The organism is Vagococcus intermedius, assembly GCF_029144185.1.
Taxonomy (GTDB): Bacteria; Bacillota; Bacilli; order Lactobacillales; family Vagococcaceae; genus Vagococcus_D; species Vagococcus_D intermedius.
The window spans coordinates 1112840-1134532 of the sequence record NZ_CP110232.1 but is presented as its reverse complement, the minus strand read 5'-3'; the positions used below and the strand labels follow the sequence as shown (position 1 = coordinate 1134532).

Genomic DNA, 21693 nt, shown 5'->3' with positions numbered 1-21693 from the left:
ACTTCAAATAGCCGAAATTTAATGATGTTTTTTTGACTTGTTAAATCTCTCTACAAGTGTTTCATTGGCTTCTATATTGAGCTTTCTTGAAACCATATTGTTATTAAATACAAGGTCATAATCAGGGTTCTTTGGCTTAAATTGATTAACACCATATGCAACACTATTTGCTGGTACATCTTTAGTAATAATAGCACCGGCACCAATCACAGTATTCTCACCAATTATAATTGGTCCTAAAATTTTTGCTCCGTCACTGACAATAACATTATCTGCAAGTATTGGGTTTCCAATATTTTCCCAAATACTCAATCGTTTATTATAACGCATATTAGAACCAAGAGTCACATTTTGGTAAATCACTACGCCTTTACAAAGCTTGGCAGCTACGATGGTACATCCACGACCGTGATGAGCAAAACGAACGGTTTTATCCATTTCGCTACAATAAAGTTCAAAATTATAACGCCATTCTAGCAAATTTGCAGCTTTCTTAACTTCTTCCTTGCTATCAGAATAGCAGAATAGTTCTAATAATTCTTCAAATGTTTTATTTTCCATACGTTAATTCCTCCTACTGTTTCCGTATTAAAAGTTTTATTTATGTTAGCTTTAATTCTTAGTTTAAAAACAGTCTTCTAAACTGTCGTGATACTATTATAAGTAAATTAAAAAAACTAAATATCCAAGATGTAATGGTCAAGAATACAGTGAAAGTAGTTTGTTTTTAGGACTCAAAAGATAAATATAGAAGATATCAAAAACAGAACAAAACACCCCACAAATAATAATGAATGGATTGAATGATTGAACCACTCCCATTAAGATTGTAGGAGCTAACGTTCCTATCCATTTAGCAATGGCTATGGTAAGAGATTGTCCTCTATTTCCTTTTCTCATAAAGTAAAAATTAATAAACAACAAGGACATCGCGAAATTCTGTAAAAAGGCTGAGTATCTGGCCGCTTCTGGAACTCCATCAACACTGATCCAACCAAATAGTGAGATACCATTAATAATTCCGACTATAAATAAGATATAAAAATTTTGATTTTTAGAATAATCCTTTGAGAGAAATGTGAGTAGTATCAAAACCAAGTTGATGAGTATCATAATAGTTATTGTTGTATTATTCATGAAATGCTCCTAATTATTATATAGTAAAAATATTTTAATCAGATAATTTTCATAAATTATCTCTTTATAGTCCTCTTATCAAGGGACTTACAAATAAATCTAAATTCATTTAATTCTTCATCAGACATTAATTCAGAGTATGAATCAATGAGTCTTTCAACAACTTCATCAACATTTTTGGCGTCCATCATGGTTATTAATGATTGGAGCCTATTTTTTGTATCTTGAAAACACAGAGTATATTTTATCGCGACTATAAGTATTGTCTGGTTGTGCAGGTTTACTAGGCTTTAAAAGGTTTGATTTTTTTGGTAGTCATTATCCCTCAATCCTTTCTATCAGTTCATCTGTCACTTCACTATATAAGGCATGCACGTTCTTATCATGCATATCAAATTTTTTATTGATTTTTGGATCAATAATACCTGTAATATCATAACGTTTTAAGCGCTCCATATTTTTGATGATTGTTTTAAACATATTTTCTTCACCAAATTCTTCCGTTGCATTTTTAAGAACAGATTTATCAACGATAGCATTATTTTTTTGAAGCACTGGTAAAATACCTAAAATATCAAAATCTGTTTCATAACTGCCCATCAGTTCTTGTAGGTATTTGATGAATGCTTCAGCACCAATAAACGAACGCTCTTGTGTTTGAAGAACAATTACAATGTAGTCAGAAACTAAAACTGCAGAGTCAGTGAACGTTGATAATGTTGGCGGTACATCAAATAGAATGTAATCAAACTCATCTTCGAATTTTTTAATAATTTCAGCAAAATACGTTGAACTGGATGTAAACAAGTGACATTGCTATTTTAATCACATCACTTTATACTAAAGATAGTTAAAAATTTAGGAGAGTACCGATACACTTAGTGATGTTTACCTCAGCATTTATACTGAGCGTCTTCCTTACCTGGAGAATACATAAAAATACTAATCAGGAGGCGATTCATATGGTAGAACAATTAAAAAATTTATTAACGATAAGCCAAATGTGTGTAGCAACAACAGCCATTGATTCAATCCTTACCTTTGCGACAAAAAATTCTATTCTCGTATTCTCCTAAGTAGTTAACTCATGTTTTATTGCTATGACTCCTATCAACTGAAATTCTCTATTGCTCAATAACAAAAATCGCATAAGCTTTATTATATTGTAATCAAATCTAGCAAGAAGATACCCCATCCCAATAGGTACAATATAGATTGAATACTGACTACGTATAATGAAAATTGAAAAGAGAGAACCATGCGTGAACATGATTCTCTAGTTATAAAGCCATTTAAGATGGTAGCTAAGTTAATAAAAATAACCAATTAACCTGCTAAAGTTAAAGGTTGGTTGTTTTTTTGTCATTTTTAGCAATATCACAACTAAGGCAATCATAGCTATAGTATACATCTCTATATCTATAATTAAATTAATTGTTTCTAGTGCAGACAAATGCAGACAAAAGGCTTCTCCTTTCATAAATTTGACTGCTTATTCTCATAAATTTATGAATGATATTTTACATACTGGAATTCATATAAGCGTCTGTTATTTGTTCTGCTTCTGTCATGTAGACTTCCATCAATTTATCAGCCCACTCTTCATATTCCTCGTACTTACCAGACCCTTTTGTCATCATTACTTCTGCCATTTCAGAAATACCCTCATTAGATATTTCTGCTAATTTTGATACTTTATCATTAGATAGTTCTGCAAGTCCTTCTAACCCATCTTCATTAGCTGGCGCTTCATTATTATACTCATCTACCAACAGAGGTGCAGCCGCTTGTATTTTAGCCGTATAGTCATCTAAAATGCTTTGATAATCAGTATTATTTTCTGTAGATGAGGCCTCTTCAGTTAATTCATTGTCTTCTGATAAGTTAGAATTGTTTTTTTGCTTATCTCTGTTATCTAAAATTACCTCTCCCCCAACTTCAAAATATTTAAGAGTAGCATCATGATCAGGATTACCATCCCAATCATAAAAAGTTTTAACTCTTCCCATAGGATCGTTCAATTTAACGATGCTCCATCTATCCTCTCCACTTTCAGACATGCCTTTACTATAATTCCAATCTGATAAATCACCAAGTTTTAATTTCTTACCAAGTCTCTCTTCAACCTCTAACTGAGTATATGTTGTCAATAATTCTTTTTGATGTTTTGTATAACCGTCACTAGCTGTGAATCCAAAAATTTTTTTTTCTTTATCTGTCTTCTGTTGCTCTTCTTTCTTTTTTTCTTGTTCCCCTTGCTCAGCTTTGTCCTCTTGTTCAGTTTTTTCTTTCACCGATTCTGTTGTTTCTTCAACTGTCTCTTCACTAACAACATCCTGACTACCTGACTCATTGCTACAACCTACCATAGTCAAAACTGTACCTAACAATACACACCCAATAATACTTTTTTTCATACTTAATCCCTCCTATTTTAATCCTTTTGCTTAATTAAAAACGTTTTCTGTTTATAAGTATCTATTATCAGTTTAGTACAACAGCACTTAATTGTCATTGCATTTTGATGATTAATGTAATTTAAATATCGATTTAAACTATTTAATGTTTTGATATAACTATAAACGTCATATAATTTTAATTTATAGTGAAAAACATTACGCTTCTCTTTTCACCACTTACTTTACTCTTATAAAATAATTGAAATACAGTGTTTGGATCTATACAGGGATTAATACCAGACCCTATTCCGATTTGTATGTTGAGATCTTTTAGCGTTAAGTGACTTTCATAAAAACTCATCTTGTAATCAAACACCTTTATAAAAAATTAATAACCATCGTCAAAAATTCACAATTAGTCTAGAATAGTTCCCACTCTCTTAACCATCTCTTAGAGATTACTTGATATTATATAGGTAAGTTAGAAAGAAACATACGTGGATGAACCAAGGTGGTTTTTCTACTGGGTTAGGTATACTCGATGGCAATCCTTACCTGATTCAATCTGTAGTGTAGGTTCGAGTCCTACCTTCCACGCTGGTACCTTTGGGTACACCTTTTCGAGATCAAAAACTCCCAATTTTTCCACCTCAATCAGAGGTGGTTTTTTATTATTATAAGAAACTGTAAGCCGAGATAGATAGTTGATTAGAATATTATATAGACTTCTTCTTAAACTTATTTACTTATTTAGTAACGTAGTAAGGATGTGGAGGGTTTCCTTTTAACCACTTAACTATTTGAGTTCCTTATTTATCTCTTTATTGAAAAATCGTGACATTTTATTAATAATTGTGTATGGTAGGATTATTATATAAGTGTGGGTGAGAAGATGAATAGATATAAAGAAATATTTCAAGAATTAGAAGACAAAATAAAAACAGGTGAATTTGCTTCGGGAGAAAAACTACCTAGTGAAAATAAATTAGCACAAGAATATTCAGTTTCACGTGAGACGATCCGAAAAGCCCTCGTCTTACTAGCTGAGCAAGGTTATATCCAAAAGCAACAAGGAAAAGGGAGTATTATTTTAGATATTCCAACTTATGATTTTCCTGTCTCAGGCTTAACAAGTTACCATGAATTGACAAAAACACAGCATTTGCCCTCTATTACAAAAGTCCCAGTCTTCCACAAAGGACGGATTTGTAATGAAAAAGAACATCATCGACTATTTCCTTTTAACGAAACGAATGAACTATATACGATTATTCGACAAAGGGAGTTGAGTGGTGAAGTAGTCATTATTGATAAAGATTATTTGGATGCTGAAATTATACCAGATCTGACTAAGGATCATGCAAGTACCTCTTTATATCAATATATTGAGGATTCTTTAAAACTTGAAATTGGTTATGCAAAAAAAGAAATCACTGTTGAGCCTATTACAAGTGAGGATCAAGAATTAATGAGTTTAAGACCCACTGACAGTTGTGTTGTAGTGGTTCGCAGTCAAGTTTTCTTACAAGATACGCGCCTATTTCAATATACTGAGTCTCGTCATCGAATTGACAAGTTTAAATTTGTTGAATTTGCTAGAAGGAATAAAAAATAGACTAGCCTGACATACTTTAATAGCTGCTAATTAATAAGTAATGCTAGGGCTTGATAGGCTTGTAATGGAACAGCTCGAGAGTGGCTATCTGTCAGAGTCACCTCTGTGTCATAATTATTAATAAGTACCTCAGCAGTTTGCCATTCTTCCGGTAAATCATATGCGATACTATTAGAAGTAAAATTAGTTATGACCAACAGCTTAGCTGAACTATCTTCACGAATATAACTATAGCAACTGGTATTATCTCGATCAAATGCTTGATAATCCCCTCTGGAAATAACAGAATATGTTTTTCTTAATTGTATCAATTTTTGATAGTAAGAATAAATACTACCATTAGTTAACTCATTGTTAATATTGACGGTTTGCCAATTTTTGCCAAGCCCTAACCATGGTGTTCCAGTAGAAAAACCGGCATTGACTTGATTGTTCCAAGGTATTGGTGTTCGAGAATTATCACGAGACTTAGTCTGAATTATTTCTAGAGCATTAGTATTCGATAACCCTTCTTCTCTTAGTTTATCATAAGCATTTAGCGATTCAACATCTCTGTACTCATCAATCGACTCGAAGTAAGGATCTGTCATGCCGATCTCTTCTCCTTGGTAAATAAAAGGAGTTCCTCGGTTTAAATGGATGGCTGTTGCTAACATCTTAGCAGAGGGAACTCTTAGTTTTTGGTCATCTGCAAAGCGGGTCAAGGCACGTGGTTGGTCATGATTGTTCCAAAATAATGCGTTCCATCCTTCGGCTTCCGACATCCCTTCACCCCAATCGTGAAGAAGTGTTGTTAACTCATTGAAACGAACAGGGGCTTTACTCCATTTATTACCATTATCATAATCAACTTTTAAATGATGAAAATTAAATGTCATATCAAGTTCTTGACGATCTGGCTGAGTATATAAGATACAATTTTCTATCGTAGTGGCTGACATCTCTCCGACCGTCATCGTAGGGTATTTACCAAACGTCGCTTGATTGAGTTGATGTAAAAACTCATGGACGATAGGTCTATCTGTATATAAATATTTACCTACATCATCTGTTGCTTGGTGCAGCTCTTCGTCTTTTCCGATTAAATTAATAACATCAAATCTAAATCCTCTGACCCCTTTATCTAACCAAAATTGGACAATTTTCTGCATCTCTTCTCTAACTTCAGGATTTCTCCAATTTAGGTCTGCCTGTGTTTTATCAAATAAATGTAGATAATAATTATTTGTTTGCCCAAAGCGATTCCAAGCTTTTCCACCAAATTTAGAGTCCCAATTAGTCGGAATGCCACCATCTTTTTTAGCGGGGCGTAATATATAATAATTTTGATACTTTTCTTCACCAGCTAAAGCTTTTTGAAACCACGGATGATCGGTTGATGTATGATTTAAGACCATATCAAGCATTATTTCCATCTTATATTTGGTCATTTCTGACACAAGTTGCTCAAAATCACTCATCGTTCCGTAAAGAGGATCGATAGCACAATAATCTGAAATGTCATAACCGTTATCATGTTGGGGTGATTTAAAGAAAGGATTGAACCAAAGGACATCTACTCCTAAATCAGCAAGGTAAGGGATTTTTTGTATAATTCCTTGTAAATCTCCAACACCATCCCCATTACTATCGTAAAAAGATTTTGGATAAATTTGATACACTACTTTTTCTTTAAAATTCATTATGATTACCTCTACTTCATTTTTATTGTCTGTATATCTAGACAGTTAAGTCCTTACCTAGTCTAGACACGATCGATTTTATTTAAAATATTATGCTTTCTGAAAAACAACGTTAAGATGAAGGGGACTATAATAGCGATTAACATGCATAAGAAAAATGAAAAATAACCATGTTTAATCGATAAGATCCCTGGAATGCCTCCAACTCCAATACTGGCGGCTGTGACTTTTAACAGCGTACTCGTCATTCCTGCAATAGCCGAACCAATCATAGCCGCAACAAAGGGATAAAGATATTTCAAGTTTATACCAAAAATTGCCGGTTCAGTTACACCTAAATAACATGAAATAGTTGCTGGAATTGAAATTTGTTGTTCTTCTTTGTTTCCACGATGGGCAAATACAATGGCTAACACAGCCGATCCTTGGGCGATATTTGATAAAGCAATCATTGGCCATAGATTGGTAGAGCCATAATCAGCAATTAATTGTAAATCAATAGCATTACTCATATGATGTAAGCCTGTAATAACGAGTGGTGCATATAAGAAACCAAAAATAGCACCAAATAACCAGTTTAATGAGCTTGTTAAGCCGGCATTTACGACAAGTGATACCATGTTACCGATCTTCCAACCAATAGGCCCTAAAATGATATGAGCAGCTAAAATTGTTGGCACTAGAGAAAAGAATGGAACGAAAATCATCGAAATAGCTTCGGGAATGATTTTCCTAAAGAAACGTTCCAGATAACATAACAAGAATCCGGCTAACATAGCTGGAATAACTTGAGCTTGATAACCGATCATATCGATTTGAATAAAGCCAAAATTCCACTTAGGAATATCTCCTGCTGCTGTTGTCGCAACCGAATAAGCATTTAATAGCTGTGGAGAGACTAATGTCAAACCTAAGACAATTCCTAATATTTGAGTTGTTCCCATCTTCTTAGAAATAGACCATGTGATCCCTACGGGTAAAAAATGAAAGATAGCTTCACAAGGTAACCACAAGAAAGCGTTGACTCCTGCCCAGAATTGTGAGGTAGCCACTATCGTCTGGCCACCCAAAGCATCAAAAGGAATCGTTTCCAATATATTCCTAAAGCCTAGTAATAAACCGCCTACAATAATTGCTGGAATCAATGGACTGAAAATCTCTGCCAAAACAGCTACGGCACGTTGAACAACATTTAAATTCTGTGTGGCTGTCACTTTAACATTTTCTTTAGATACGCCTTCAATCCCTGAAATACTCACAAATTGATTATAAAATTCTGATACATCGTTGCCAATGATAACTTGGAACTGTCCTGCTTGGGCAAATACTCCTCTGACACTAGCTATTTCACCAATCGCGTCTTGATCTGCTAAGCTTGTATCGTTTAAAACAAACCTCATTCTAGTCGCACAATGTGTGACTGCTGCAATATTACTTGCTCCTCCTACAAGCTCTAATAATAATGCTGCATCATTTTTATAATTTTTCACTCATAACGCCTCCTAACTTGTATATACAAGATGATAATAAGAGTATAAGCGATTAAACTAAAAAATACAATCGTTTTCTTCAAGAGTTAACTCTAAAAATTGTCGATTTATCACTTTTATCTCTAAAATAGGGGGAATTCTACAAAAAAAAAACTACCGAAAAAACGGTAGTTTTTTTAATAGCAGCTAACCTAATAATGATTAATGCGTTCTCTATTAGCCATTGATATATTGCCTAAAAACCGGTATAGCGGCAAGATATCGGTTTTTTTAGGAAATTCAAATTTATAATTAGCATGACTCTCCTCATTTGACCGTTGATTCACATTTTTTAGATAGGTAATAGTAATTTCGCTATCATCTATACCAAAACCTGATGTTTCCATCTCAACTTCTACAATAGAATCTAAATGAATCGATCTGAAAGCTGTTTTTTTACCTGTTGCACCCTGTTTATCAACAAAAATAATTCGATGATTGGTAAAAATCAAAACATCTCGAACCAATTTATAACCTATCGTAATTTCTTCGTTATCAAATAAATAGAGACCATATTCCTCTGTTAACTCTTCTGTCGTTAATTCTGAATAGTTGCCAAGTGTCCCTTGCAGTAATTGTTTAAAATTGATCATTAACGATTCCCTCCTGGTAATTTTTCAATTTTTTTATTTGTTATAACTTGAAGCTAGTGATTTTGTGTAGTTATCAACGATATTATAATGAGGTTTTTCTTTTAAGCTCTGACGATCTCCGATTATTATAAATTTCTCTTTTGCACATGTCATCGCGGTGTTAATAATAGCAGCTTCTTCAGAGACCCAATTTGGGGACTTATCAGATTTAGTATCAGTTCCACAAACAAAATAGACCACTTTAGCTTCTTTTTCTTGAAATGTTTGAGCGGTTCCGATATTTGTTTGTTTCCATTTTATTAAGATGTCACTTGGAATGTTAGGCAATTGATATTGACCTTTCCCCAGAAGTTGTTTTAAATTATCACTCACTGATTTAAATGGTGAAATAACAAAAACATCTTTAATTGCTACTTCAGTTGAAAGATATTCAACTAATACATTGGCATACTCTGGCACAAATTGTTCTTGGATGACACTCCCCTTTACGTTTACCCAATAGGCTTCACCTGTTGTTTTAATAGGTTCTTCTTCGGCTAAAACCATCTTATTTTCATAAGATAATTCATTGACGACAGAGAACATCGGTTCTTTAAGGCGTCTATTAACCCATAAAGGCGTACCGATATAAGTCCCATCTTGCTTATAAGTTCCGTAAGCATTCGCTTCATCTGCCAATCTTTGTACAGATGCACTTCTTCCGACATATTTCTCTTCCAAATCAAAGGCTTGCGATAGATTGTTAACAATCATATCATCCAAAGTTTGAATCGGTTTTAGTTGAGCTGAATCTCCCAGTGTCATCACATTTAACGAACGTTGGATGGCTCCAACAGCTTGCTGTGGTGATATTTGACCGGCATCATTAATTATTAAATTTTCAATAGATCCTTTACCTAATTCTTGATACAATTCCCCGATACTTTCAAAGGTTATGCTTATCACCGGAACAACTAATTGTAAAATATTAAAACAATCGATTAGTAACTCTTGATTAGCCGACTTGCTTCGATCAAACTCATAACGTTTACTTAAAATCTGTAAAGCTTGTTCTATCTGGTCTTGATTAGCCGCATTAAAGTACTTATGGACTTGTAGAGCCTTAATAAATAAAGTGCCACGATAATAATTTAATTTATCTGAAACCCAAGGTGTTTCTCTTTGACGTTCAGCATAGTTATCTTTTGACCAGTAGCTATCATCTCCAACAGTTATTTTATTAGTGGCGTCAAAATAAGCCTTACCTTCTTTGACAGCTTGTTCTAAAGCTGGAATTGAAGATTCAGTAGCTTCTTGGTCCTTAGCAGCTTCTTCTAATAACGCTTTGCTAGTTTTTAAACTCTCTTTTTTTATGATAACTTCTTGATTAGCATAATAAAGAGCTTTGCGAGCCTTTATATTTTCTGCTTTTTCTTTACCAAATAAGCGATGTTTCATCTTTTGAATCATGGAATCTAAAGGCAAGTTATCTACAACCACTTTGGACTGTTCAGCTGTTATGAGCGCTTCTTTAAGAGCTGCGCTTGCTTTGTCTACAAGTTCAGATTTTTCTTCATAATGTTTCACTGCAGCCAAATAAGCAACTTGTGTTTGTTCTAGCGATAAAATTGCTTTTTTATATTTTAAAATTTTGGCTTGTTCATTTTCAATTTCAACAATCGTTTCCATAAACTCAGATTTTACTTGTTCCCAAGTTTTGACCTTTTTTGAGTCATCATTAAAAAACAGTCGCATTGTTGATGATAAACTAGGTAACTCTCCTTGCTTACCACCCTCAATTAAAGTTGTTAAAACCGTATCAACTTTGTTTTTATTTCCAAAATCAAAAGAAAATAACCCCCAATGAGAACCTGATTCTGTTTGATTAATAATATCACTATATTCAGAAAAATAATCTAGTTCTTTCAATAACTCTTGATAGGTAGGTTCATTTTCGAAAGAGCTTACACTATGAGCCATCTTGTTAGTTAAGGGCAGTTTTTTTATGATGGTTTCAACTGTAGGATTGTTAGAACTTGCTACTGTCACGCCATAACCAATTAGATTAGGTGCAAGTTTTTTAGGTAAGAGTGTCTCGTCTGAAACATCTAACGCATTACGTGCAATAAATCCATCAGTTGGTTTAGCTAGGCCAACCATTTTAAAAGCGCGTTGTACTATTAAATCTGCAATAATATCCTTTATTAAAGTAACCTTACCGGTTCCTGTTGGCACATTTACAGAAAAAATATCATCCTTTAAGTCTACTGCTAAATTAACTGCGACTTGTTGCATTAAATTCAATTTAAATGGAATTTCAGATGGCCATCGACCCAAAGGAAGTTCATTAGGATGAATTAAGGGCATAAGCGTATCACGATTGTCATCAATATCATGATGCTGTTCTATTCCTTTAATAAACTTGAATAATCTTGGATTAATGCCGTCTTTTTTAATTTTTTTAAGATCTTTTAAATAAAAGCTATTCAAATCAGTTGGTTTATCTCGATCTGTTACACCAGCTAGAGTGTAACTAACAACTGGATATTTTAGATTTAAATTTTTCAAGTTAAAATAATTCATTAATAACAACTCAACTGAATGAATTACCTCACTGATAGCCACTTCCCTTTTAGAAAAACAGTCACGAATTTCTTGTTCAACAAAGAGATACGACTCTTGATAACTAGCCGTTATTTCTTGAAAGGACATGGTTTGATCAAGCGTTGTTTCATTTATTCTTTTTAGCAATAGCATCATATGAGGAATGACTAATGACCCCTCAATATACTGTAAATTGGTATCTATTTCAATTGAGGCGCTATATCGTTTACATGTATCTTCATCAAGACCAACATTATCATTTTTATAGTAGTGACGTAAAAATAGCTGTAAATCATAATTTGTAAAACAATTCAAATAAACAATTGTTTTTTTATCACCTGTCAAGGTTCCTAATTCAGAGCCTAATTGTTTTCGCTCCGTACTAAGGACGTTTAATCGTTGGTTTGATTTAAGGTCTTTATCACTAGGTAGCTCTCCAGCGCTTAAATATTCAACTAATTCCCAGGCGCTTAATACATTTTCAACTTTTCTCATAATTACCTCCTAAAACTACTTACTATCATCATACCATCTTTCCTCACGTAATAATAAAATTATAACAAGGAATATTGTCATTAATCCTCTTTTTGTTTACATAATATAATTATACGGTTATAAATCGTAAAAAAAACCATTGGTATGATTACCAATGGGTTTTTTTTATTCAAATACAAATTGATTATGATAAAGTTCCGCATAGAAACCTTCTCTTTCTAATAATTCTTCATGAGTTCCCTCTTCAATTACTTCACCTTGATGTAAAACGACAATATAGTCCGCATTTAAGATTGTTTTTAAACGATGTGCGATCACAAAACTTGTTCTACCCGCAATAATATTTTCCATCGCTTTTTGAATTCGACTTTCTGTCACTGTATCAACGTTACTAGTAGCCTCATCTAAAATGAGCAAATCTGGATTTGTAATAATCGTCCGAGCAATACTTATTAATTGTTTTTGCCCCACACTAAAAATATTGTTTTCATCACTAACGATAGTCTCATATCCATCTTCTAAACTCATGATGAAGTCATGAATATTAGCCTGTTTTGCAGCAGAAATCATTTCTTCTTCTGAGGCATCACGTTTACCAAACGTAATATTTTCGGCAATTGTACCACCGAAAAGAACAGATTCTTGTAAAACAATCCCAATATGTGAGCGTAGACTTGGTAAACTAATATCACGAATATCAGTACCATCAATTTTAATCATACCACCATCTACATTATAGAAACGATTCAAGAGATTCATAATAGTTGTTTTTCCTGAACCAGTTGGACCAACTAAAGCAACCATCTGCCCTTTTTCTGCTTTAATATTAATATTTTTTAAAATAGGTTTGCCAGCAACGTAAGAAAAATCAACATCTGCTAACTCAATTCCCTCTTTTAATCCCTCAATTTCAACAACATTATCTCGCTCAACTTCATCCTCTTCAGCAAAAATTTCATTTAAGCGTCGCGCTCCAGTAAAAGCCAACTGTAACATACTAAATTGTGATGAAATCTGAGTTAATGGCATATAAAACTGCTGCGAATACTGTACAAACATAACGATCAACCCTAAACCAGCTGCCCGATCCATGCTTCCATCTAAAACTAACCAGCTACCAAAGAAAATCACAATAGCCGTATTAAATAGGGCTAGTCCCTGCATGGTTGGAAAGAGTAGCCCTGAATAAACCTGACCTTTAAACGTTGCTTTCTTAACTTGTTGATTTAAACTATCAAAACCAGCAATTGTTTCTTCCTCTAACCCATTGGTAATAATCACTTTTTGACCAGAGATACGTTCGTCAACATAGGCATTTAACTCACCAATACTATCTTGTTGAACATTGACATGTTTACGTGCTTGACGAATAATCAAAATAGCTACTAAGATCGCAAATGGTGATAGAGCTAAGGTAGCCCATGACATTTGCGCATTTTCACGGAACATCATGATTAATACACCAATCATCATGGAAATATTAGTTAAAACTTGAATCAATGCTTGGTTCATCGTATTAGAAATATTATCTAAATCACTGGTAAAACGACTTAAAATTTCACCATCCTGATGGCTATCAAAGAATTTAATTGTCATTCGTTCAATTTTTTTAAATAATGAAATTCTCATCTTATTGGTTGACTTTCCTGTTACACCAGCCATTAAAATATTTTGGATAAACATGGCGATCCAATTCATTGAATATAGCATTAAAAGTAACTTTACCACTTCAATAAGAGGTGCTTTATCAGCTTTATCAGCACCTAACATCAAAGAGGTCCCAGCAAATGTAGCGAGCTCTTCCATTGATTTACCGATATATTGTGGTGTCTTCACTTGGAGGTAAGTTGAAGCAATGATTGCGACAATGATAATAATCAGTTGTGTTTTATATGCTTTTAGATAAGTCCAAAAGAAGCGAGCAATACTCGTTTGTTTTTTCATCTACACCACCTCTTTCCCTTTTTGAGTATCGTAAATTTCACGATAAACAGGACTTGTTATCAATAGTTCTGAATGTGTTCCTGTTGCAACTAATTTACCATCATCTAACACTAAAATATTATCGGCGTGAACAACTGATGATATTTTTTGAGCGATAATAAAAGTTGTTGTATTTGTAAGTTGTTGTGCTAACGCTTCGCGTACTAATTTTTCAGAACGAGCATCTAAGGCACTTGTACTATCATCTAAAACGAGTACTTTCGGTTCACCAATAACTCCTCGAGAAATAGATAGACGCTGTTTTTGTCCGCCTGAGAAGTTGGCACCTCGTTCTTCAACTGGGCTAGTGTAGCCTTCTGCTTGTCGATCGATAAACTCTTTCGCTTGCGCGATTTTTGAGGCTTCTTCTAATTCTGTTGTTGATGCATCTTTTTTACCATGACGCAGATTTTCTGCTATTGTCCCAGAGAATAAAATAGCTTTTTGTAACACCAATGCGACTGAATCTCGTAGATCAATTTTATTGGCATCTTTTAAGTTGACACCACCAATAGTAATGTCTCCTTCTGTTGGATCGTACATTCTAGCAATCATTTGAGCGAGAGTTGATTTACCCGAACCTGTCGCCCCAACAACGCCCACGACAGAACCGTGTTTGGCTGAAAAGCTAATATGTTCTAGTGATGGGCGCTCATCTCCGGCGTATTCGAAACTAACATTAGCGAATTCAACGTCTCCTGATTCGATGATTTCAGTTGACTCTTCATTATAAGTTACATCAGGTTCTGTATCCATAATTTCCTTTAAACGGGATAAAGAGACAAACGCACGTGAAGCCATCATCATCATCATTCCTCCGATAATAATAGACATCATAATTTGCATCAAGTAGTTCATGAATGAGGCAACCGCTCCGACTACTTCGATATCTTTAGCAGCTAAATCTGCTGAAAGAAAAATGGTCCCAATAATAGCAATACTTGAAATTAACGTAAAGGTTGGGATCATAATTGAAAATAAACGTCCAACAGCAATGGTATGCTGTGTCAACTTATCACTGACTTCTTCAAACCGTTTCGTTTCATTGTCGGCTTGAACAAATGATTTAACAACTCTCATTCCTGCTAAATTTTCTTTAGCAATCCCATTTACTTTATCTAGACTCTTTTGAATCATACTGAAATGTTTCCCCATTAATCCAAATAATCCCATAACTACTACAAAAACTAAGACTACTAAGACAATAATAACCCACCATAGTTGCGGAATAGTAAACATTGCTAAAATAAAGCTTCCAATAAACAATATTGGAATTCTAATTAATGATTGCATAATCATCATAACTAAATTTTGAACTTGTGTAACATCATTGGTTAAGCGGACAACTAAGTTTCCAGCTGAAAATTGTTCAATATTACTAAATGAAAATGTTTGAATTTTTTTAAATGTATCTTCACGTAATCCAGCAGATACTTCACGAGCTATTCGTGCCGATATAACTGTATTTACGACTCCTGCTAATAAACCTATTCCAGCCACAACAAGTAAAGTAATGCCAACTTGTATAACCTTATCTTTGTCATCTTTCATCACTTCTGTTAACACTTTTTGTAATAATTTTGGCTGCCATAGCTGCGACATTACAATGAAAAATGTCATTAATAACGAACCCAAAAGTGAGCTTTTTTGCTCTTTTATTTTATTTATTAGTAAAGACATATCAACCCTTCTTTCTATCTGTTTCTATTTTGGTACAGAAGTTTATCATACTTAAAATAACGGGCTTTTTCAAGTGTTTCACTATCATATTCCTCAATATTTCATGATTTTTTTGTGAATTATCAAAAATAAAAAAAGAACCTTAAAAAGATTCTTCTTTTCTTTTTTTAAATATAAAATAGTGACCTACTAAACCTAGACTCCCATAAATCATACCTAATGCACATACTCCTGACCAGCCAGCCATTTGCCAAGCTAATGAGCCGAGTAAAGAACCACTTGCACCTCCGATAAAATATGAAAACATAAAAATTGTATTGTTTCTACTTCTATTTTCATCACCTAAAGATTGGATTCTTGATTGATTGGATACCTGGGCACTTTGAGTACCTAAATCAAGTAAAATAACTCCGACAATTAAGCCTAGTAAATGGTGGCCTAGTAACCATAATACAACGAAAGATACTGTTTCGATTAACGTTCCTAAACCAACCCCAACTCTAGCTCCTTTTCGATCAGATACTTTTCCCATAAAGACTGAGGCTAAAGCACCAATCACCCCCACCAAACCGATATATCCAACTTCTTTAGACCCCATCTGATAGGTCGGACTCTCCATTAAAAAGACCAAGGTTGACCAAAAAATATTGAAAGCGCCAAAAATGAAGAAACCATTATAGGCACTTTCTCTTACAACCGCTTGGCTCATAAATAATTTTGGTAATGATAACATCAGTTCTTTATATGATAAATTTGACAGTGGTTTATTTTTGGGGAAAACTGCACTAACTAAGATTATCAAAAAGATTGCTAGTCCCACACCTGAAAAATAAACTGCTCGCCAACCATAATAAGCTCCGATAAACCCACTAAAAGTTCGTGATAATAAAATACCAATTAGTAAGCCGCCTGTTACAATGCCGAGAACAGAACCGCGTTCTGAAGGGTTGGCGAGCTGTCCGGCAAAAGGGATAATAAGTTGGGGAACTATTGAAGTCAATCCAATGGCAAGCATTAAAATCATTAACAGTGGGTATTGACTGACTAGACCAGTCAGCAATAGCACAATACTTACTAGGCTTAACATAAAAATAATTAATTTTTTACGTTCAAATATATCTCCTAAAGGGACAATAAATAATAAACCTAAAGCATACCCTACTTGACTTAAGGTAGGTGCTAACCCCATTTGTCCTACTTGAATTCCTAACTCACTAGCAATCATCCCTTCTAAAGGCTGAACGTAGTAAAGACTAGCTATCGAAATACCACATACTAATGCCATTATAAATGTTAATTTTTTAGACATTGTTACTTTGTTCTTTTTCAAAATACCACCCATTTCTAAATAAATAATAATACATATCTATCTTAACAAAAAATAACCTGATAAGCTTGGCTACTTTTAAAATTAATAAAAAAAAGCAAACCTCAGTTTGCTTTTTTAACTATTTATTTTTTTATCCCTAATGTGGGTAATCTGAGTTTCTTATCTAATGATTTAACTTCTAGTAAATCTAATAAGAATACAAAAACTGGAATACCAACTACTAGCCCCCAAACACCAAAGAAGTGTTCTGAAAACATCAAAATAATAAAAATATAAAAAACTGGCAAATCCGTTTTACTGCTCATTAGTTTAGGGTTTAAGAAATAAGATTCGAACATATGGATAACAGCAATCATGATAAGTACGTAAAAAACATCTTTAACTCCGCCCACCGTATAGCCAATTAAAGACAACGGGACGCAAGATAAGATCACCCCAGCAACTGGAACTAAGCTAAAGATAAAAATCATTAGAGCTAAGCTAAGTAATTGAGGGAAACTCATGATATATAATCCTAAAACAGTTAAACCAGTATTAACTAAAGCGATTAGGAATTGAGCTTCTAAGACCACTCCGAAAGTATTAACAAATTTTTTACCTAAGTAGGCAACATCTTGACTAAACCAACTAATTTTACTTGTTAAAAAAAGGCTGCTAAAACTTTTTACCCATGTTTCTTCAATGCAGAAAAAGAAACTTAGCACAAAAGACATGACAAAGGTCATTCCCATAGAGCCGATACTAGAGACATAATTGAAGATAACCTTTACTCCTGAGGTTAATTGTTCTTTGATTTCTGTAAAACTTATATTTTGACTGATCCATTCTAACAAGGAATTATCTGAATTAGGTTCTTGGTAGAACGAAATAACTGATTCAACCATTGAAATAGTTTGGGTGATTAGCTTAGGTGTATAAATAGTTAGCGCAAAATAAAGGAAAACTATAATAAACCCGTAAATTAAAAGAGCGATTATTTTTTTAGGTAAGGGTATTCTTCGATACACACCATTGACCAAACGTGTTATTAAATAAGTTAGAATAAACGTTAATAAAATCAAGCTAATAATATCTCTAATAAAAAATAAAATTGCACAAATGACTAATAAAACAACCGTTCGTCGTAGTCCGTCATTTTGCTTAAATTTCTCCCACAATGCCATTATCAAGCCTCCATCATATTTTAATGACTTTATTATCTCATAATCTCCACATTTAACAAGTTAAATCAGAGACTTTATCTTATCTATTTTTTATTTTTGTTGAAAAAACATGTATAAACGACACATATAACAAATAGTGTTTATTTTCTATCAGTTACTATTTTTTACACACGAGCAAATAAAAACAACTACCTAAAGGTAGTTGTTTTTATTCAGATTGGTTATCTGTTTGGTTATCTGTTACTTCCTCTTTAGGAGGATAAGCTGATTTAACGGTTTTATGAGCTGCTACAGGTTTTAGATTATATGTTGATAGATTATTCATAATTAAATTTGTGTAGCTCACAATGCCATCCAGTGATAAATGGACACCATCTGATACTAATAAATATGGCGCTTGAATAGCCTCGCTATGCCAGTCAGCTAATTTGATATTTTTGTGAGTCTCGGAAACCTCTGCTAACATTTGGTTCACTTCCGCTTCCCAAGGTTTTGGAACACGAGTATTAACGATTAAAATATTGGCACGATTGAATAGTGCTAAAAAATCTGTCAATTGTTCCACTTTGAAGGGGCTGTTAGATCCTAGTTCTAATATAATCACAGCATCTTCATTGTTATATTTTTTATATTTCTTCTCTACTAAATCATGAGCTTGATAAAGTTGACGACCTACTTCTGCATCAATTACAATACCTGGTATCGCTTCAGCTAATTGATTTTGAGCACCTAAAAGTACCGAATCTCCAATAGCTAAAACGCGTGAGATATCTTTTTTAGGAATGTCTTTTTTTACTTTTTCAACTTTTATTTTATCATGTTTAACTTCTTGGAAAAAAAACTTACCATTATTAATGTAATCGCTATTGACCCATAGTGCTGAAGATAATAAAAGAAGCAGTACGATTGAAATAGCAATATTTTTAGTATGAGCTTTTATAACTTTAGTATTTGTTATTTTTTTCAAGTAAGGAGTGAAGCCATATTTTCTAATTGGTTCTTCTAAATAGGTATATGACCAGTGTGAAATAAAAATTATTAAAATCAATTGTAAAATTATTAAACTAAGGTGTAACCGTCCCATCCCTTTTACAGGTGTAGTTAAAGCAATGATTGGATAGTGCCAAAGATACATACTATAAGAACGTTTACCAATCCAGACAGCATACTTATTGGAAAATAAAACAGCCATACGGCTTCCGGGATGGACCAGTACCGCTAGTAATAACGCGGCTAATAATGCAATCATTAAAAATCCACCATAATATAAAAATGTAGTCGTCTCTGATAACGAAATCGCCATTAAAATTAAAATTATTAATGAAATTAGACCAATAAAATCAATTATAATTTGCTCTTCTCGGCTTATATTATCTTCCAAGATAGTATATGGCCACAAGAAAGCTAGACTACAACCTACCGCTAGTGTAAATAAACGCGTATCTGTTCCATAGTAAACCCTGTCTAAATGACTTGGACTATATAATAGTGCCATTAATATTGCTGAGATCCAGCCGACTATGACTAAATATTTTAAGACATGTTGTCTTTTCTTTAACCACTTTATTAATATAACAAAAATTAAAGGCCAGAAAACATAAAATTGTTCTTCGATAGCCAACGACCAGAGATGCTTAAAAGGACTTGGGATGCCAAATGAGTCAAAATAAGGTATTTTTTCAAAAATATACCACCAGTTGCTGACATAAAAAAAAGAAGCAACTCCATCTTTCCAACTTTTATGAAAAACAGCTGGAAATCCTATTAAACAAATAATTAAGACAGAGACAATCAAAAAAATAACGGCAGGCATGAGTCGCCTAATTCGTTTTAACCAAAATTTTTTCAAATTTATATGTTTATTTTTCTGCCATTCTATCAACAGTTTACTGGTAATTAGATATCCTGATAATACAAAGAAAATATCTACCCCAATAAATCCGCCTGAAAAAAATGGAATTTGAAAGTGATAAAGCAATACAAAAATGATCGCTAAGGCTCTTAAACCATCGATACTAGGTAAATAATGACGTTGTTTATTCATATTCACCTGCAGCCCCCCCTTTTTTAACTATTCAATTATATGTAACATAAGCTTACAACCATCATTGGTTTAAACTGTTACTTTTGATAAAGGTTTCAAAATACTCAGCGAATTACCTCTAGTAGACAGAGATACGCAGTACATATTACATTATATCACTAATTTTACATTTGTGTAACAAATAAATGATTAGATTGTTAAAAATTACTTAAAACTATGTTTTTTTTCATAAAATAGTCATATTCAAGCTAGTATTTAACTATTTTCAATTTGACGATACTGTTCATTTAAATATAGTTAGACATTTAACATGACTAACTGTTTCTCTCATAAGACGATAGTCCTTACTCTTTCTAGATCTTTTAGCCTAATGAGATAATTAATTATAACTCAGCTATCGTTTATTTTCTTATTGGTTAATTAATGAACTTTAAATATTTCATTATCATTACAATGTTTCTTTTTGATTTCAAAAGGTAAAAAACTTATTTTTTCTATATGGAATGTAATCATTTTCTTGTAAAATAAAAAAGGGCTAGCAAGAGCCGACCCTTTTCAATTATTATCTAAATATAGTGACCAGGCATTATCAAAAATATCCATATTGTCCAAATAGCTAGTATCAGTTTCTAAATAATTACTAATTTCGTCATAAGTTATAGACTGTTTAGGAAAATTAATATCCTCTCCTATATTATTAGCTAATAGTGTTACTCCGTCTTTTTTATTAGGGTCTCTTAAAGTTAGCATATAATGGTAAAAACTTCGTGTCATATTTTTACTCTCCCTTCTCACGATTTTGTTTGTCTAAGGGTAAAAATATATTAAAACGAATATCATCATCTACTATATTCATTTTATCAGCAGCTAATTTCATACCATTTTGTAATTCAAACTGACTCAAATGTAAAATAATTGTTTTAGAAGAAGGCTGTACGTCTACCCACTTAGGAATCTCGTAATCACTTGCAACATATTTCATCACTTGAGTAATCGGTAAAGGTAAACTACCGATTGATAAACTTGTTGCTTTCAATTGAATATCGCCATTTTCCATGACGAAGGGATCAAAATATAGATAAAACTGCATGTCATGACCGAGAACTTTAAATGTCCCGTTTAAAAGAGCATTTTTTTCTAAATAAAATTGATATTTAATACCAGAATCTTTTAAAAAATCATTCAAATAATAACTTATAATATCATTGACTTGCGTTTTATTAAGTTGTATTTGAAAAGTTGGCTCAGTTGTAGTTGTTTCGTTAACTTTTGGTAAATTAACTTTCTGGGGTTCCGATACTCGAATTCCAATAAACAAACTAAAACCAAGTATTATACCTATTAATAGTAAGAAGCTAATTTTCCAGTAATTTCTATTTATTTTGCTCTCCGTCAGTTTCGTTTCAAGTGCCTTACTTTTATTAACTTCATCATCCAATGTATCAGTGCTCTTTCTCATT

The 21693-nt window shown here is 33.1% G+C and carries 16 protein-coding genes and 1 pseudogene; 1 reads left to right on the top strand and 16 read right to left on the bottom strand.

The features are described from left to right. Positions 1-18: 18 nt before the first annotated feature. The 5 genes from OL234_RS05210 to OL234_RS05195 form a co-directional block, all read right to left on the bottom strand. Positions 19-561: a serine O-acetyltransferase gene (locus OL234_RS05210; RefSeq protein ID WP_275468189.1), complete on the bottom strand. Its 543-nt coding sequence runs from the start codon at positions 559-561 to the stop codon at positions 19-21. A gap of 138 nt (positions 562-699) precedes the next feature. After that, positions 700-1137 carry a hypothetical protein gene (locus tag OL234_RS05205; RefSeq protein WP_275468188.1) on the bottom strand — a complete coding sequence of 146 codons (438 nt, stop codon included), beginning with the start codon at positions 1135-1137 and terminating at the stop codon, positions 700-702. Between the two features lie 56 nt (positions 1138-1193). Next, on the bottom strand, positions 1194-1373 hold the full coding sequence (locus tag OL234_RS11000) for a DUF5388 domain-containing protein (RefSeq protein WP_367618561.1): 180 nt from the start codon (positions 1371-1373) through the stop codon (positions 1194-1196). 82 nt (positions 1374-1455) lie between these two features. Further along, the gene (locus tag OL234_RS05200; protein WP_275468187.1) at positions 1456-1944 is read right to left on the bottom strand and encodes a ParA family protein; all 489 of its coding nucleotides are present in this window, start codon (positions 1942-1944) and stop codon (positions 1456-1458) included. Between the two features lie 713 nt (positions 1945-2657). Further along, positions 2658-3554, bottom strand: coding sequence for a hypothetical protein (locus tag OL234_RS05195; RefSeq protein WP_275468186.1), 897 nt, complete (start codon positions 3552-3554; stop codon positions 2658-2660). An 874-nt stretch (positions 3555-4428) separates the two neighbouring features. On the opposite strand from OL234_RS05195, the gene treR reads away from it, so the two are divergent. Beyond that, the gene (gene treR, locus OL234_RS05190; RefSeq protein WP_275468185.1) at positions 4429-5151 is read left to right on the top strand and encodes a trehalose operon repressor; all 723 of its coding nucleotides are present in this window, start codon (positions 4429-4431) and stop codon (positions 5149-5151) included. Positions 5152-5177: 26 nt separating this feature from the next. On the opposite strand, the gene treC is transcribed toward treR, so the two are convergent. From treC to OL234_RS05135, 11 genes and pseudogenes are all read right to left on the bottom strand, one after another. Beyond that, complete coding sequence (gene treC, locus OL234_RS05185) at positions 5178-6833, bottom strand: alpha,alpha-phosphotrehalase (protein WP_275468184.1); 1656 nt, start codon at positions 6831-6833, stop codon at positions 5178-5180. A gap of 71 nt (positions 6834-6904) precedes the next feature. Continuing rightward, positions 6905-8323, bottom strand: a pseudogene (gene treP, locus OL234_RS05180) (PTS system trehalose-specific EIIBC component); the annotation flags it as partial. A 191-nt stretch (positions 8324-8514) separates the two neighbouring features. Beyond that, entirely contained in the window at positions 8515-8955 is a 441-nt protein-coding gene (locus tag OL234_RS05175) for a PH domain-containing protein (RefSeq protein ID WP_275468182.1), read from the bottom strand. 33 nt (positions 8956-8988) lie between these two features. Continuing rightward, positions 8989-12033 carry a DEAD/DEAH box helicase gene (locus tag OL234_RS05170; protein WP_275468181.1) on the bottom strand — a complete coding sequence of 1015 codons (3045 nt, stop codon included), beginning with the start codon at positions 12031-12033 and terminating at the stop codon, positions 8989-8991. Positions 12034-12198: 165 nt separating this feature from the next. Beyond that, positions 12199-13977 (bottom strand): ABC transporter ATP-binding protein, encoded by a 1779-nt coding sequence (locus OL234_RS05165; protein ID WP_275468180.1) that lies wholly within the window; start codon positions 13975-13977, stop codon positions 12199-12201. After that, on the bottom strand, positions 13978-15696 hold the full coding sequence (locus OL234_RS05160; RefSeq protein WP_275468179.1) for an ABC transporter ATP-binding protein: 1719 nt from the start codon (positions 15694-15696) through the stop codon (positions 13978-13980). A gap of 142 nt (positions 15697-15838) precedes the next feature. Next, positions 15839-17005, bottom strand: a complete 1167-nt coding sequence (locus OL234_RS05155) for an MFS transporter (RefSeq protein ID WP_275468178.1) — start codon at positions 17003-17005, stop codon at positions 15839-15841. A gap of 143 nt (positions 17006-17148) precedes the next feature. Continuing rightward, the gene (locus OL234_RS05150; protein ID WP_275468177.1) at positions 17149-18189 is read right to left on the bottom strand and encodes an AI-2E family transporter; all 1041 of its coding nucleotides are present in this window, start codon (positions 18187-18189) and stop codon (positions 17149-17151) included. 208 nt (positions 18190-18397) lie between these two features. Further along, entirely contained in the window at positions 18398-20233 is a 1836-nt protein-coding gene (locus tag OL234_RS05145; RefSeq protein WP_275470114.1) for an acyltransferase family protein, read from the bottom strand. A gap of 555 nt (positions 20234-20788) precedes the next feature. Then, complete coding sequence (locus OL234_RS05140; RefSeq protein WP_275468176.1) at positions 20789-21007, bottom strand: YozE family protein; 219 nt, start codon at positions 21005-21007, stop codon at positions 20789-20791. Between the two features lie 4 nt (positions 21008-21011). Next, positions 21012-21692: a YpmS family protein gene (locus tag OL234_RS05135; protein WP_275468175.1), complete on the bottom strand. Its 681-nt coding sequence runs from the start codon at positions 21690-21692 to the stop codon at positions 21012-21014. Position 21693 lies beyond the last annotated feature (1 nt).

Coding starts and splice junctions, on each gene's coding strand:
- OL234_RS05210 (WP_275468189.1), bottom strand. CDS start 561: ATGGAAAATAAAACATTTGAAGAATTATTAGAACTATTCTGCTATTCT.
- OL234_RS05205 (WP_275468188.1), bottom strand. CDS start 1,137: ATGAATAATACAACAATAACTATTATGATACTCATCAACTTGGTTTTG.
- OL234_RS05195 (WP_275468186.1), bottom strand. CDS start 3,554: ATGAAAAAAAGTATTATTGGGTGTGTATTGTTAGGTACAGTTTTGACT.
- treR (WP_275468185.1), top strand. CDS start 4,429: ATGAATAGATATAAAGAAATATTTCAAGAATTAGAAGACAAAATAAAA.
- treC (WP_275468184.1), bottom strand. CDS start 6,833: ATGAATTTTAAAGAAAAAGTAGTGTATCAAATTTATCCAAAATCTTTT.
- OL234_RS05175 (WP_275468182.1), bottom strand. CDS start 8,955: ATGATCAATTTTAAACAATTACTGCAAGGGACACTTGGCAACTATTCA.
- OL234_RS05170 (WP_275468181.1), bottom strand. CDS start 12,033: ATGAGAAAAGTTGAAAATGTATTAAGCGCCTGGGAATTAGTTGAATAT.
- OL234_RS05165 (WP_275468180.1), bottom strand. CDS start 13,977: ATGAAAAAACAAACGAGTATTGCTCGCTTCTTTTGGACTTATCTAAAA.
- OL234_RS05160 (WP_275468179.1), bottom strand. CDS start 15,696: ATGTCTTTACTAATAAATAAAATAAAAGAGCAAAAAAGCTCACTTTTG.
- OL234_RS05155 (WP_275468178.1), bottom strand. CDS start 17,005: ATGTCTAAAAAATTAACATTTATAATGGCATTAGTATGTGGTATTTCG.
- OL234_RS05150 (WP_275468177.1), bottom strand. CDS start 18,189: ATGGCATTGTGGGAGAAATTTAAGCAAAATGACGGACTACGACGAACG.
- OL234_RS05145 (WP_275470114.1), bottom strand. CDS start 20,233: ATGAATAAACAACGTCATTATTTACCTAGTATCGATGGTTTAAGAGCC.
- OL234_RS05140 (WP_275468176.1), bottom strand. CDS start 21,007: ATGACACGAAGTTTTTACCATTATATGCTAACTTTAAGAGACCCTAAT.
- OL234_RS05135 (WP_275468175.1), bottom strand. CDS start 21,692: ATGAGAAAGAGCACTGATACATTGGATGATGAAGTTAATAAAAGTAAG.